Annotated in this window: 11 protein-coding genes and 1 pseudogene; 7 read left to right on the top strand and 5 right to left on the bottom strand. The window is 64.1% G+C overall.

The annotated features are described in order from the left end of the window. Window positions 1-17: 17 nt before the first annotated feature. Together ASD99_RS03545 and ASD99_RS03540 are read right to left on the bottom strand one after the other, a co-directional pair. Window positions 18-722, bottom strand: coding sequence for an outer membrane protein (locus ASD99_RS03545; protein WP_056591766.1), 705 nt, complete (start codon window positions 720-722; stop codon window positions 18-20). 227 nt (window positions 723-949) lie between these two features. Next, the gene (locus ASD99_RS03540) at window positions 950-1,915 is read right to left on the bottom strand and encodes an AraC family transcriptional regulator (RefSeq protein WP_244497611.1); all 966 of its coding nucleotides are present in this window, start codon (window positions 1,913-1,915) and stop codon (window positions 950-952) included. A gap of 336 nt (window positions 1,916-2,251) precedes the next feature. Between ASD99_RS03540 and ASD99_RS03535 the strand changes: the two genes are divergently transcribed. Then, entirely contained in the window at window positions 2,252-5,623 is a 3,372-nt protein-coding gene (locus ASD99_RS03535; protein WP_057142756.1) for an autotransporter outer membrane beta-barrel domain-containing protein, read from the top strand. Window positions 5,624-5,718: 95 nt separating this feature from the next. Here ASD99_RS03535 and ASD99_RS03530 read toward each other — a convergent pair whose 3' ends face one another. The 3 genes from ASD99_RS03530 to ASD99_RS03520 all read right to left on the bottom strand — a co-directional run bounded on the left by ASD99_RS03530 (window position 5,719) and on the right by ASD99_RS03520 (window position 8,168). Continuing rightward, window positions 5,719-6,600 carry an EamA family transporter gene (locus tag ASD99_RS03530; protein ID WP_057142755.1) on the bottom strand — a complete coding sequence of 294 codons (882 nt, stop codon included), beginning with the start codon at window positions 6,598-6,600 and terminating at the stop codon, window positions 5,719-5,721. 198 nt (window positions 6,601-6,798) lie between these two features. Then, entirely contained in the window at window positions 6,799-7,005 is a 207-nt protein-coding gene (locus ASD99_RS03525) for a hypothetical protein (RefSeq protein ID WP_057142754.1), read from the bottom strand. Window positions 7,006-7,082: 77 nt separating this feature from the next. Then, complete coding sequence (locus ASD99_RS03520; RefSeq protein WP_056591749.1) at window positions 7,083-8,168, bottom strand: sensor histidine kinase; 1,086 nt, start codon at window positions 8,166-8,168, stop codon at window positions 7,083-7,085. Between the two features lie 305 nt (window positions 8,169-8,473). Here ASD99_RS03520 and ASD99_RS35075 point away from each other — a divergent pair. The 6 genes and pseudogenes from ASD99_RS35075 to ASD99_RS03495 all read left to right on the top strand — a co-directional run. Further along, a pseudogene (locus ASD99_RS35075) lies at window positions 8,474-8,819 on the top strand (helix-turn-helix domain-containing protein); the annotation flags it as partial. A gap of 581 nt (window positions 8,820-9,400) precedes the next feature. Then, a complete protein-coding gene (locus ASD99_RS33095; protein WP_156388919.1) occupies window positions 9,401-9,550 on the top strand; it encodes a hypothetical protein in 150 nt (49 codons plus the stop codon). Then, window positions 9,550-10,731 (top strand): acyltransferase family protein, encoded by a 1,182-nt coding sequence (locus ASD99_RS03510; protein ID WP_057142753.1) that lies wholly within the window; start codon window positions 9,550-9,552, stop codon window positions 10,729-10,731. The genes ASD99_RS33095 and ASD99_RS03510 overlap by 1 nt, the downstream gene beginning before the upstream one ends. Then, a complete protein-coding gene (locus ASD99_RS03505) occupies window positions 10,728-11,834 on the top strand; it encodes a glycosyltransferase family 2 protein (protein ID WP_057142752.1) in 1,107 nt (368 codons plus the stop codon). The genes ASD99_RS03510 and ASD99_RS03505 overlap by 4 nt, the downstream gene beginning before the upstream one ends. A gap of 3 nt (window positions 11,835-11,837) precedes the next feature. Then, window positions 11,838-12,872 (top strand): glycosyltransferase family 2 protein, encoded by a 1,035-nt coding sequence (locus ASD99_RS03500; protein WP_057142751.1) that lies wholly within the window; start codon window positions 11,838-11,840, stop codon window positions 12,870-12,872. A 9-nt stretch (window positions 12,873-12,881) separates the two neighbouring features. Further along, entirely contained in the window at window positions 12,882-14,666 is a 1,785-nt protein-coding gene (locus ASD99_RS03495) for an ABC transporter ATP-binding protein (RefSeq protein ID WP_057142750.1), read from the top strand. The last annotated feature ends 195 nt before the right edge of the window (window positions 14,667-14,861 follow it).

The following is a 14,861-nucleotide window of genomic DNA, read 5'->3' as shown; positions in this document are numbered from 1 at the left end:
TCAGCGACGGCCAGCAATCAGAACTTGTAGCTGAGGCCGACCCGGACATCCTGCGTCTGGAGATCGACATGCGTTTCCGTAGGCAGACCGGCTGCCGCCGAGAGGTCCTGGCTGCCGAAGTCTGAGAAGCGATATTCGGCCCGCGCGATCCAGCGATCGGTGAAGGCGTGCTCGATGCCGGCGCCAACGGTCCAGCCGACATGGCTGTCGCTGTGGAGAGTTACATCGGGAGCCTGGCCGCCCGCGCTAACCGCGATCAATTCATACTTGGCCGCGGCGACACCGGCAGTGATGAAGGGCAAGGTCCTATCGAAGGCATAGCCGGCCCGCAGCCGCGCCGACCCCGACCATTTGAGTTCGCTCTTGAGCAGCGTGTTGACGCCGCCGCCGCCGGCGTCGATGGCAGACAGCCCATCGATATTGCTGTACGCAATGTCGGCCTCGGCGCCGATCACGAAGCTGTTCGCCATTTGGTAATTGGCGCCGATATGGACGCCGCCGATAAAACCGTTCGGATCGAGGCCAACGTTGAGATCGCTGGCCCCGCCCTGGCCGGCGCCGGCAATGAACAGATTGGATTTTCCGGCGGCGTAACCGATGTCAACACCGGCATAGAGGCCCGACCAGTCATAACCAGCAGGCGAAACCTCATTGATATCAGCCGCGCATGCCAAGCCAAGCGGCGCGAGAATGAAGGCCGTAGCGAGAAGAAGAGTTTTCATTGTTGTCTGCTGTCCCAAAAATGTTGCGTTTCCCGCCGCGCAAATGTCCTGCGGAGATCCGGCTGTTGTCGAGAAATCCGGTGTTGCATTGTCCGCCGGCCGCGTCTTGGGCTGGGCCGCACGAGAATTGTCGGGAAGAGCATCGCATCGCTTTCCCGGCTGGTGTGGCCATTCAGCCTCAGTCGATTGGCGCGCCCTGCACCCGGCGGGAGTCGCTTTCGGCGAGACTACCTTGCGCTGCTGGGCTTCGAGCCGAAGCGGCGGCGGAAGCAGCGATTGAAATAGGACACGTCGGAGAAACCGCTGAGCAGCGCGATCTCGCTGATCCGCATTTGGTCGTTGCGCCTGTCGGACAGCATCCGATGAGCCTTCTGCAGGCGCAGTTCGAGAATGCGCTCGGCAAAGCTCTCCCCAGTTTCCTGCAACAGGTTATGGACGTAGCGCACGGACAGCCGCAATTGCCCGGCAACGCTCTGCGCCGAAATGGCGGGATCGGCGAAATTGTCCCGCATCTTTTGCAGGATGGCCTGCAGCCTTGCCGCGCGCAGGCCGCGCAGGCCCGCCAGTTCGGCGGCCTCGCCCTTGGCGCCGGTCGCCAGACCGATCAGGTCGACGATCGTCTCGGTGGCATGGCCGACAAGATCGGGTAAGACCAGGGCGGGGCCGGCTTCCAGGAAACTGCAATAGCGCTTGAGCATGTCGAGCGCCTCATTGTCGGCACCGATGGTCAACGCCAACCGGTCCTCGAGATGCGTGAAGGCATTCTCCAGCACGGCTCGCGGGAGCACCACATTAGCCCAGACATTGTTGTCTCCGCCCGTCATCTGCAGCGCTTCCGAAGCCGAGACGAGTGCAGCCTCGCCTTTGCCGACGTGATAGTCGCGGCCGATCTGGGTGCCGCTGAGCACCGTATCGCCATTGTTGACCAGCAGCAGATAGCCGTCGCGGCCATCGGCGGCGATGTTGCTCGCCTTGCGGCTGGCATGCCGGATTGTCCCCGCCATCTGCCCCAGCACCAGCGACCCGACGGCCGTGGCTTCGATCGCGGCCTGGAACGACAGCTTCTCGGAAATCGTATATTCGACCGACCATATCTCGGCGACATGGATGTCCTGCCACAGCGCGAACCGTGCGCGGTGGTCCAGATGCGGCGACAGGTCGACCGATGAGAAGATATTCTTTTGCAGCAGCAATGGCCTTTTCCACACACACGGCTTCACTTCGACGGGCACCGTATTGGACCAGATCGCGGTCTGTCCATAGCCAGAGACACAGATGCCGCAGGCGACAATTTCTGTGCTTTTTTGGACAAGAATTTTGTCGAACTTCGTCGACTTGGCTGACGCAATTCCAGAAATACTCGGAGATATCCGTAAAGCGTCGCACTCGATGGCGCCAAACCGCCACAGTGCGCGAAAAAAGCACGGCACCTCACTCCAGTCCAATTCCAGTGCGGCCCTGCCCAAGACAGCGCCTGGCTCCGATGACATGTCAGGCAGGGTGAAACGACTGTCATTTCAGGGGATTGAATGCCGCAGTATAGATTTGGAGGCCGCAAGGCGAAGGCATTGAAGTATCTGGCGCTGACGTCGACCGCGCTGGTCGGTCTTGGCCAGCCAATCGCCGCAACGGCGGCCGAGATATGGACCGGCGCTGCCTCCACGGATTGGTTTACCGCGGGAAACTGGAACCCCGCCGCCGTTCCGACATCGAGCGACGACGTTACTCTGAATGCGACGTTCCCGAATCCGGCCGTGGTCAATGCGGCGAATGCGGCCGCGCACTATGTGTTTCTCGGCACCATTGCGAGTTACACCGGCTCGCTGACAATCACAAACGGCGGTACGCTCGCCAGCACGGCCGGCTATCTGGGCTATCTCTCGAACTCGAGCGGCGGCGTGACCGTGACTGGAGCAGGCTCCGTCTGGAGCAACAGTTCGGACCTTTTCCTCGCTTTGGGCACCAACAGCAACGGCACCTTGACGATCTCGAACGGCGGCGCTGTCAGCGACACCGTGGGTCATGTCGGCTACGGTGCGGGCACCGGGACCGTGACGGTCGAGGGCATCGGCTCGACCTGGACCAACAGCAGTGACCTGTATATCGCCGAACTTGGCGTCGGCACGCTGAGCGTCACTAACGGCGGCGCGGTCAGCAATGACGCGGCCTATGTCGCCAATTCGGTCGGCTCGACCGGCATGGTATCCATCGCGGGCACCGGCTCGACCTGGACCAACAATGGGAGCCTCAATGTCGGCAATCGTGGCACGGGCACGCTGACGATCTCGAGCGGCGGCGCGGTCAGCAGTGACTCTGCCTATGTTGGCAAAACAGCGGGCTCTACTGGCACGGTGACGATCGACGGCGTCGGTTCGACATGGACTAATAGTGCGAATCTTCTGATTGTCGGCCACAGCGGCACCGGCTCGCTGACGATTTCGAACGGCGGCACTGTCGACAGTGCCATGAGCTATGTCGGGAACTATTCTGTTGGCACCGCGACGGTCGATGGTGCCGGGTCGACATGGAACAGCAGTGCGGCTGTCTATGTCGGTGTCAGCGGCGGCGGTATTGGCACGCTGACAATCTCCAACGGAGGCACAGTCAAAGACACTGTCGGCCAAGTGGGTTACTCGGGAGGCTCCACCGGCACGGCGACGGTCGATGGCGCCGGCTCGAGCTGGCTCAACAGCTCAGGCCTGCTCGTCGGCAACTGGGGCACCGGCACACTGACGATCTCGAACGGCGGAACCGTCAAGAGCGCAGGCGCCACCATTGGTAGCACCACTACAGGTACGGGTGTTGCGACAGTGGTCGGTACGAATTCCATCTGGGCCAACAGCGGCGACCTCTACGTCGGCAACCTCGGAACCGGCACACTGAATGTCTTGAACAGCGGCACGGTCAGCAATGCTTGGGGCTACCTCGGGTACAATCCAGGCTCGACCGGCACGGCGACGGTCGATGGCACCGGCTCGACCTGGACCAGCAGTGCGGGCCTTATTGTCGGCCTTGACGGCACAGGCGCACTGACGATTTCAAACGGCGGCGTGGTTGCCGCCGGCGGCATCGTCACCATTGCCAGCCACGCGGGTTCCACTGGCACGCTCAACATCGGCGGCGCGGCAGGCTCGGCAGCTACCGGCGCCGGCATCTTCGATCCGGCCGCGCTGCAGTTCGGCAGTGGCGTCGGCACGCTCAATTTCAATCATACCGAGGCAAACTACGTATTCGGCGCCACGATCAGCGGGCTGGGGACGATCAACCAGATCGCCGGCAACACCAACCTGACCGGCGATTCGGGCGGCTTCACGGGCGCCACCAACGTGAGCGGCGGACGGCTGGCCGTGAACGGTTCGCTTGCCAGTTCGCTGGTGACGATCTCGGGCGGCACGTTGGGCGGCAACGGCACGGTGGGCGGCATCGCAGCGCAGTCGGGCGGCATCATCGCACCGGGCAATTCGATCGGTACGCTCAATGTCGCGGGCAATATCGACCAGGCGGCCGGCTCGATCTACCAGGTCGAACTGACCTCGACCGGTCAGTCCGACCTCATCCAGGCAACGGGCACGGCGACGGTCGCCGCCGGCGCGATCCTCGGCGTGGTCAAGACGGATGCCGCGCCTTATGTGCTGGGCACACATTTCACGGTGCTGCAAGCCGATGGCGGCGTCACCGGAACATACACGCTCAATGGGGCCGGCCCGTTCATCGGGCTGCTTGCCAACTACGACGCGACGCATGTGTACCTCGATGTGGTGCAGGCAAAGTCCTTCGCCGCGGTCGGCGTGACGCCCAACCAGATCGCCACCGGCGGCGGCGCCGAAAGCCTTGGCGGCGGCAATCCGCTCTTTGACGCCATTATGGACCTGCCGACCGAAGCGGCTGCGCAAGCGGCCTTCGATCAGCTTTCAGGTGAGATTCATGCCTCGGGCAAGGGCATGCTGGTCGAAGACAGCCGCTTCGTCCGCGATGCCGCCACCAATCGTATCAGGTCCGCCTTCGGCGACGGCAGCGCGGCGGCCCTGCCGGTCATGGCCTATGGCGAGGGCGGACCCGAAATGGTCGCCGCCGATACCGACCGTTTTGCCGTCTGGGGCCAGGCCTTTGGTTCCTGGGGCAATATCGACTCGGACGGCAACGCCGCCGCCTTCGACCGCTCGACCGGCGGCGTGCTGGCCGGCGCCGACACACAGCTCGGCGGCTGGCGCGTCGGCCTGCTCGGCGGCTACAGCCATTCCTCCTTCAACGCCGACGATCGTAATTCCTCCGGCAAGAGCGACAGCTACCATCTTGGCCTCTATGGCGGCACCAACTGGGGCGCCATCGCCTTCCGCACCGGCGCCGCCTACAGCTGGAGCCGTTTTTCGACAGCACGTTCCGTTGCCTTCAACGGTTTTGCCGACCAGCTCACGGCCGACTATGATGCCGGCACCGCTCAGATCTTCGGCGAACTCGCCTACAAAGCCGATGTCGGACAATTCAAGTTAGAACCCTTCGCCAATCTCGCCTATGTCAGCGTGCACACCGACGGCTTCACCGAAACGGGCGGAGCGGCGGCGCTGACCAGCGCCGGTTCGACCACCGACGCCACCTTCACCACGCTCGGCCTGCGCGGCTCGACCGATTTTGCGCTTGGCGGCATCAACGCCACCGCGCGCGGCATGCTCGGCTGGCTCCATGCCTTCGGCGATGTCACACCGATCTCCAGCTTCGCCTTCGCCGGCGGCGACGCCTTCACCATCGCCGGCGTGCCGATCGCCAGGGACGCAGCAGTGGTCGAGGCCGGCCTCGACCTCAAAATGTCGGCCAATGCCACGCTCGGTGTATCCTACACAGGCCAGTTCGGCGGCGGCGCGCTCGACCAGGGCGCCAAGGTCGATCTCGGCATCAAGTTCTGAACGACAACGAAGGGCGCCGACCGGACAAAGGCAACACTCGAACGGCGGTCAGCGGCGGGATCGGTCCCACGGCATGATGCCACGCGTCCGTCCCCCTACTCCGGCGACGGCACCGGTGGCTTCGAGGTGACCGCAGTACCGAAAGCCGCGGCAATGACTGCGGCTACCCCGACGCATTGCGTGGCGGTCAGGCTCTCGTGCAGGAACAGGAAGCCGGCCAATGCGCCCAGCCCCGGCTCCAGGCAGGTCAGCGTGCCGTAGATTCGGGCCGGCATGCGGGTCAGCGCCACCATCTCCAGAAAGAACGGCAACGCGCTCGAAAACAGGCCGACGAGCAGCGCGCTGACGAGGATCGACGGCGCCAGCAGCGCGGTTCCCGCCTGCACCAAGCCGAAGGGCAGCACCAGCACGGCGGCGATCGCCATGCCGTAGGCGGTGGTGCGGGTGCCAAGCTCCGCACCGGCCTTCTGGGCCAGCACGATATAGAGCGCCCAGAAGCCGCCAGCCGCCAGCGCCAGCATCACCCCGATCGGATCAAGCGGCGCGAGTGAATGAACGAAGGGCGACAACAGCAGGATGCCGGCCACCGCCAGCGCAATCCAGGCAAAGTCGCTGGCGCGCCGCGAAGTCAGCGTCGCCACCAGAAGCGGGCCGGAAAACTCCAGCGCCACCGCGACGCCCAGCGGAATCCTGGCGAGCGCCGCGTAGAACAGAAGGTTGAGCGCGCAAAGCGTCACCCCATAGGCGACCAGCCACGGCAGAGTGGCGCGCGAGGGCCGCATCTGCCAGGGCCGCAGCACCGCGATCAGCATCAGCGCGCCGATGACCAGCCTGAGCGTCGTCGTGCCCTGAGCGCCGATCAGCGGGAACAATCCCTTGGCGAAGGTGGCGCCGATCTGGATCGACACCATGGCGCCCATCAGCGCCGCGACTGGCAAGGGAGCCGCTTCGCGACGGGCAACGGACGTCGATGTCACTTCAATTTCACCCTTCCCTGCCGCCGGGCAAGAACCTGCCTGGCAGCACCGCAATAGGATGAACCGGCCCGGCTGTCGTGAGGCAACGGCAATCGCCTGCTAGGGCAAGGCGTGCGGATACGCCGCAAACACCTGGCAAAGCTAGTCGCTGGCAATCAGCACGATCTTGGCCGGGTCGAAGTCGCGGCGGGCGTGACATCAGGCGACGTTCAAAACAGCTCGATCGCCGGATCGCGAACGGGCGACGCCGGTTTTCTTGATCAATTGCTCGACGATCCGCACCACCATGCCTATGACAGCGACGGGTTCACTGGTGGCAGTGTCGAAATGCTGCGAGGCCATGGCTTTCGAGGCGGCCCTCAGGTCGGTAATGGTGGCGTGGATGGTTCCGGCGCCGATGTGCACCCCAACCACCGACAGGGCGTATGAGGTCGAAAATCAGCCAAGCGGTTACGGCCATCCGTTCCGCTTGGTTTCCCGGGCTAGCCGGCGGCGGCAACCGAGCGCTTAAAGACGATGGTGACCCGCGTGCCCTCGCCGGCGCTCGAATTCACGTCGAATTCCGCCTTGGCATTCTCGGTCAGCGATCGGGCGATCAGCGCGCCGAGCTTGCCGCGCTTGGGCCAGGTCTCGCCCTCCGGCAGGCCGATTCCGTCATCGGCGACGACGATGCGGCAGCCATCGCCGTCAACGATGCTGTGCAGCGTGATCGTGCCGCCGTCGCGCCCCTGGAAGGCATGCTTGAGCGCATTGGTCAAAAGCTCGTTTACCACCAGCCCGGTCGGCATGGCGACGTTAATCGACACCGGATAGGTGTCGACCTTCATGTCGAGGCGGATGCCCTCGACCGCATGCGAGTTCATCACCGCCGACGCGATCTGGCTGAGATAGACGCCAAGATCGACCTCATCCTTGTCATCATCGCCCGACAGTGTCTGATAGAGGATCGCCAGCGCGTCGACGCGCCCCGCCAGCCTCTCGAAACGCTTCTGGTCCGGCTCGGCCGCGTTGCGCGTCTCCATCCGGATCAGCGCGGTGATCATCTGCAGATTGTTCTTCACCCGGTGCTGCAGTTCGCGCAGCAGCGTGTCCTTCTCGCGGATGCGCTCGTCGATCGATCGCGCATCCTCGGTTTCGCCATGGGCCGAGACGTCGACCAGCGCTACCAGCCGGAAGCAGACCTTGCCATTGTCGTCCTCGATGACATTGGAATAGACGTCGACGATTGCCGGTTGGTCTTCTGTCCGCTCCAGACGGAACGTGCCGACGAAATCGGTCTCCTCGACAACAGCCTCGAACAGCACCCGGTCCTTCTGCTGGTGCAGGCCGGTACCGGAAAGCGCCGCCCAGTGTTGCCGGGCGAGCCTCGCCGCCTTGAGGCCGGACAGTTTCTCGAATTCCGGATTGGCATAGACGACGCGCTCCTTCGAACCCAGGTCCGAGACCGCAATGGCGATCGGCACCTGGTCGAGGAACTTCTTGAACTGTTCGCTCTCCAGCGCGCTGGCAAGGTCCGGCGTTTCGAGCAACTGCCCGACCGCTTCGGCCTTCTGTGTATCGGATGTCATCTGCGGCGCCTGTGCTGTGCGTGTGCGCCATCAGTATCAGCGATGCGGTCAGCCCGCCATCGCCAAAGCTGGAGGCGGCATTTTCACACGACGCATCGGCGATGAGCGGCGTGTCGCGCAGCCGCCTCGAACCAAGCAACCGAGGCCTTGGGAGCGCCTCACGAGGCCGGCTTCGACGCCAGCCGTGGGCCGGTCTTGACGTCGACGATTTCCGACAACCGCACGAGCGCATTCTCCACATCCTCCAGCGCCGTCAGCACCGAAGACCGGTAGGCGATGAAATATTGATCGCGCCGCGCCTTGGCGACCTGCCTGCGCCGCCCCGCGCCGCATCTCGCTTTGCCAGTTACAGGTGGAGCCGGCCACCCGCAAGGTGATGGACGCTTAAGGCGTGGCCGTCGACCTCACCGGCGCCGAGTCCGATCTTTTGCAGGTGTTTCTCGACCGTCCCGGCAGGCTTTTGTCGCGCGACCAGCTTCTCGACCTGACGCAAGGCCGCGAGCGCGACCCGCTCGAACTTTCGGTCGATGTGCTGGTGAGCCGGCTGCGCCGCAAATTCGCCGACACCGGCGACGGCGGCTGTTCAAGACGGCGCGCAACGGCGGCTACCAGTTCACCACGCGCGTCGACACGGTGGAGAGCCACGCGTGAACTCGCTGCGTCGCCCCCTCATCCTGCCGGGCGCTAGCCTCGGCGTCGCCATAGCCAAGGAAATCATCGAGCGCTACGCGGCACGGTGACGCTGGAAAACCGAAGGTGCGGCGGGCTGGAGCAGACGGTGGTGTTCAAGGCGGTGTGCCCACGGCAGAGGCCGCTCAGCCGGTGACCGGCGTTGCGTGCGCCAACCGACAAAAGAACGGCGAGCATGCTGCACCGCGCAAAGCCAATGATTCCAACTCATTTCTCCGCGAAGCCGGGACCGAATCCATATAGCCAAAATATAGATTCCGCAATTTCCTATTATTTAACAGAGAACTAGGCTCTAGAGCCAAGAGAGCTCCCCAATCAACCGAGGCGGGAATATCGGCACAAATTAAACCATAGGGTTTAATTTCTGGGGAAAATCGCCACGAATCGCGAGAACCGGCCGGTTCTGTCAAATTTTAGCGCTCGCTCACATAAGTATTTCAGCCGGGTAGATTTTTTGTGTTGCACTGCACAATGCCATAGCAGAACGATCACCTGGGGGACTCGTTTGCGACTGGACATACGCCGTGGAGGATCCCGCCAGATTGACCAGCTTGAGCTGTCCGTTCGTCGATTTCGAGCCCGGCCCGATCGGACTCGCAAAGCGCGGGTTTGACGGCGCCCTGGCGGGTCTCGTCCGCCTTGGCCTGCCGCTCGAGACGGCCGGCTGGCGCAATGCCGGCGGAAGCCGCTGATGAGAAACGCCCGCGACATCCAACTGGATGCACTGAGGGCCATCGCCGTGACGATGGTGATGTACTCCCATTTCTTCGCGGCGGGGGGATCTTCCTTCTGGGGTCATATAGGCGTGCGGCTGTTCTTCGTGCTGAGCGGCTTCCTGATCACGCGCCTGCTCCTGGAAGCGCGTTCGGCCGCCGAATTTGAAACCGGCCCCGCGCTGCGATCCTTCTACATCAGGCGGGCGCTGCGGATATTCCCGCCGTATTTTGCCGTGCTGGGTTTCGTCTGGCTGGTCGATCTGGAGCAGTCCAGGGGATCGCTGCTCTGGCATGCGCTTTACCTGTCGAATTTCTGGTATGCGCTGCGCAATGACTGGAGCCCTTGGGTCCTATGCCATTTCTGGAGCCTGAGCATCGAGGAGCAGTTCTATCTTGCCTGGCCACTGGTCGTCCTTTTGGCCCCACGCCGGCGCTTCGAACAGATCTGCATAGGCGTCATCGCGCTGTCGCTGGCCTATCGCTTTTACTGGCCGCTCACCGCCACCCCGGCGCTGGCGCGCGACCTGCTGCCGCCGGCATCCATGGATGCGCTGGCGACGGGCGCGCTGCTTGCCTGCTGGCGGTCCAGGGGTGCGGCCCTGCCGCACTGGATGCGGCTCGGTTGGCCTGTCTTCGCGGCTGCATTCCTGATGATCGAATGGTTTGTCCCGGCGCCTGCCGATCCGATGCTGGAATGGGCCCATTGGCTGGTGCGGCAAGTCCTGCCCCTGGTACCGCTGATGGTCATCGTCGCCGCCTGTTCGCGCGGCCTTGGCGGCACAATCGGCAAGCTTCTTGACCTGCCACCGCTGCTTGGTCTCGGTCGCATCAGCTACGGCGTTTATCTCTACCATCCGATATTGCTGTCGCTTGCCGTCAAGTGGCAGCCCTGGATCCCGCTCAATGTCTCGGAGCAAGGGCCGGGGCGGTTCCTGATTGCGGGCGCCGCCACGATTGTCGCGGCATCGATTTCCTGGGTGGTTTTCGAAAGGCCGCTCAACAGTCTGAAGCGTCACTTCCCCTATGTCGCGCGCGCCAGTGCCGCGCAGGCCGGCCATGCCGGCTGGTTCGCGAGGCCAGCGGATGCCTATCCCGGCGGATCGCCCGACGGCCGCACGCCATCGCTCGACCTCCAGCGAACGGATGCAAGACGATGACCGCCGCGCCGCTCGTCTCCGTCCTGTTGCCGGTCTACAATGCCGGGCCCTATCTCGCCGCCGCACTGGGAAGCATCCTGCGGCAGGATTACGGCCGCCTGGAGATCATCGCGATCGACGACGGGTCGACCGACAATTCGCTTGAGATCCTCGAGCGCTACCGGCAGGCCGACAGCCGCGTCTCGATCATCTCGCGCGAAAACCGTGGCCTCGTCGCGACGCTCAACGAAGGGCTTGCGGTCGCCCGGGGCGAGTTGGTCGCGCGGATGGACGCCGACGACGTCGCCTATCCCTGGCGATTGTCGCGCCAGGTGGCGCTGTTTGAGCGGCGGCCCGGGCTCGGCTTCTGCGGCGCCGGCGTCGACATGTTGATCCGCGGCCGCATCGCCACGGGCAAGCCCGATCCGGTGTTCCAGTTCGGCCGCATCCCCATACTGGCGATGTTCTTCACGATCTTCATGCACCCGACGGTCGTCTACAACAGGAAGGTCATCGACGACGGCGTTCTCCAATACGACCAGACCTACAGGCACGCCGAGGATTTCGATCTTTTCAGGCGGCTGGCCGGCCGTTACCCGGCAGCCATGATGCCCGAAAACCTGGTCGTCTACCGCGTCCATCAGGCAAGCGTGACCAGCCGGCACGTCAAGGAGATGCGCAGGACGCATTTGCGGATCGTGGCCGAGAACCTCGAGCGCGAGGGCCTGGCGCAAGCCACGCGGGACCTGCGCGACATTGGCGATGCGGTCAGCCACGACACTGTTGTCCGTGCGGCCCACTTCATCGTCGCGCTGGAGGAGGAGATTTCCTCGCTGCCGGCCGCGATACGGCCGAGCTTCGAGGCCGGCGCGCTGAACCTGTTCTATTTCCTCTACCAGCTCGTCGCCGACGAAAAGCAGCCCCCGCTGACGCATGAATTGCTGACGCGGACCGCGAAGTGGAACGTTATCCGGCGCCGCGAGCAATATGCGCTGCGGCCCGGCGCCTGGGCGCCCTGGCTCAGCCTTGCCTCGCTGTCGGCCAGCAGGCAAGCGGACGCCATGGCATATTTCTTCAAATCCGCTCCCGCCGCGGCGGTTCTGGCACTTTATCAGGCGGGCTGAGGGATGACCGTCAAAGCCCACCAACCTCTGCGGCGCGATCGTTCGACGGCGCTTGGCCCTGCCCCGGCCGGTCCCCGGCCGGAACGATCGGCGCCGGAAGTCAGCTTCATCATATGCACGCGCAACCGCGTCGCCGTGCTCGATGCCTGCATCAAGTCGGTGCAGGCCGCGTGCCGCGCCCATGCCGGCTTCGCGGCCGAACTCGTGGTCGTCGACAACGGTTCGAGCGACCGCACGGCCGAACGCCTGGCCAGCATCGCCGCAATGTCGGACATTCCATTCACGCCCGTTTGCGAGCCGCGCCCCGGATTGGCGGCTGCCCGCAACGCCGGGCTGAGGCGCGCGCGCGGCCGTGTGCTGGTCTTCGTCGATGATGATTGCGCGGTCCATTGCGACTATCTGCGCGACCTGGAGCGACACTATGCGTCGGGGGAACGGTGGCTCATCCGGGGAGGCCGCGTCGAGCTTGGCGATCCCAGGGATTTGCCGTTCACCATCAAGCGCTCGCGGGTGCGCGAGCGGCTGACACCGGATGTCCATCCCGGCGGTTTTGTGCTGGGCTGCAACATGACGATGCACCGCGATGTCGCGGCCCGCATCGGCTATTTCGACGAACGCTTCGGCGCCGGCGGACCATTGCGGTCGGCCGAGGATACCGATTACCTCGTGCGGGCGATGCTGCTCGGTATCCCGGTCGAGTATGTGCCCGACATGACGATATTCCATCATCACGGAAGGCGGGATCGCAAAGCCATCGAAAAGCTCCACCGCGACTACAGCCTGGGCAATGGCGGACTCTGCCTGAAGCATGTTCGCCATGCGCCCTGGCTGCTTCGCCATTTCTACTGGGCCGCAAGAGGGGCTTTCCGGGAGTTCGCGGGTGGGCCTGCGTTCGATCGTGAACTCAACCTGTCGCACTGGCCGATCATCGCCATGAATTTGCTCGGCGCGGCCAGGTTCGCGGTTCTCCTGCTGGCGCGACGGCCGCAGGCCGAGCCGGTGCGGCAAGATCAGCAAGCCAATGCCCAGGCGAGGTGAAACGCTATAATGCCATTGCTACCACCAAGCCTGCCGATGCTGTTCCGGGCGTTCGGAAAGCGGCAACTGCGCCTGCTTCCGGCCGTCGTGTTTCTCGGTCTGGCCAGCGCCGTCCTCGAAGGGTTCGGCATCGGCCTGATCATCCCGTTGCTGGGCATCATCATGGGACACGGGGATGCGGCGGGCATGGCCGGCTTCTCCGCTGTCCTCCAGCATGTCGGATCGGGCCTGAGCGAGCGCGACCGGCTTGTCGTCATCTCGCTCGCTATCCTCGGCTCGATCGTCCTGAAGAACGTCTTCGCCTTCGCCAACACGCTGCTGACCACCTTCATCTCCGGCAAGGCAAGTCATTCGATCCGCAGCGCCTTGTCGGAGCAGCTTTTGCGGGTCGGCTACCCGTTCTTCCTGCGGCAGAGTCCGGGACGCCTGCTCAACATCATCTCCAACGAATCCTGGCGGGCGTCCGATGCGATCCAGATCATGCTGTCGGCCATCGTCAGCGCATCGGCCGCCATAATCCTCTTGGCTTTCCTGCTGCTGCTTTCATGGCGCATGACGCTGCTGGTCACGCTCGGACTGGCGCTCGTCCAGATCGCGCACGCCATCCTCTCGGCCAATCTGAAGGAGCCCAGCCGCAGCGTCGCCTCCCGCAACGGCCACCTCGCCTCGCAGATGCTCCACCTTGTGCATGCCGGACGGCTGATCCGCATCTTCGGACAGGAGAACCGGGAGAAGGCGATATTCGATGCGGCATCCGATGCGGTTCGCCGCGCCTCTTTCGGCCTGCTCGTGCGCCAGGGAGCGCTGCCGCCGCTGACGGAGGTTCTCCATGCCATGCTGTTCCTGGCGGTGGTGATCGGCGCCTGGCTGGCGCAGGTGAGTTTCCCGCTGATCATCGCGTTCGTCATACTGCTCTACAGGCTGCAGCCGCATATGCGGGCCCTGCAAGGGTCGTGGAGCCAGCTGCAAGGCCTGAGCGGATCGCTCGAAGAAGTGACATGGCTGCTGGATCCCGCCGGCAAGCCACAACCGCCGCGAGGCGACGGCCCGTTCCACGGTCTGCGCCAGGGCATCAAGTTCGAGGATGTGACGTTCACCTATTCCGGCACGGACCGGCGTGAAGTGGTGCTGCATGCGGCGACGTTCGACATCGGCAGTGGCCGCTCGACCGCGCTGATCGGCCGCTCAGGCGCCGGCAAGACGACGATCGTCAATCTCCTGTGCCGCTTTGTGGAACCGGATACCGGCAGGATTCTCGTCGATGGATCACCGCTCGACGGGATCGATGCCAGCCAGTGGCGACGGCACATCGCCCTGGCCAGCCAGGAGCTGGAACTGGTCGATGGCACCATTTTTGAAAACATAACCTACGGCCAGGACGCGGCGACCGCCAGCGACGCCGAGGGCGCCGCAAGACTGGCCGAAGCGCATGAATTCATCGAGCGGTTGCCTCGGGGTTACGAGACGCTGGTTGGCTACAGGGGGATCAATCTGTCGGCGGGACAGAGGCAGCGGATCGCCTTGGCCAGGGCCCTGGTGCGCGATCCCGATCTCCTCATCCTCGACGAAGCCACCAATGCGGTGGACGGGCTGTCGGAAGCCGCGATCGTCGAGACCCTGAAGTCGAGAGCCGGCCGCCGCACGACCATCGTCATCAGTCATCATCACAGCACCATCTCGTTCTGCGACGACGTGGTGATCCTGAGCGGCGGCCGGGTGAAAAAGCAGGCACCTTTCGGCGCCCTGGCATCGCTCAGCATGGACGAGCTTTACCAGCACGAGCCGCTCGACTGATGCATGTGCCCAAAAGCGCATGGATCAAGAGGCCAGGGAATTGCCGCTGGCACCTTCCGTGATCGCACCAATGCCATGCGGTGCCCAGGCCCGCTACCTTGCCTCTCGCGGCGGACCTGTCGATCCGCCTTGGCCGGTGCCCATCGGTTTACTCTCCGGATGCGGTGCCGGCCTCCTTCGCGGGTTCTCCGCGAC

Origin of the sequence: Mesorhizobium sp. Root695 (assembly GCF_001428185.1) — a bacterium.
In the GTDB taxonomy this organism is placed as follows: Bacteria; Pseudomonadota; Alphaproteobacteria; order Rhizobiales; family Rhizobiaceae; genus Mesorhizobium.
This window is presented reverse-complemented; position numbering and strand designations above follow the sequence as displayed.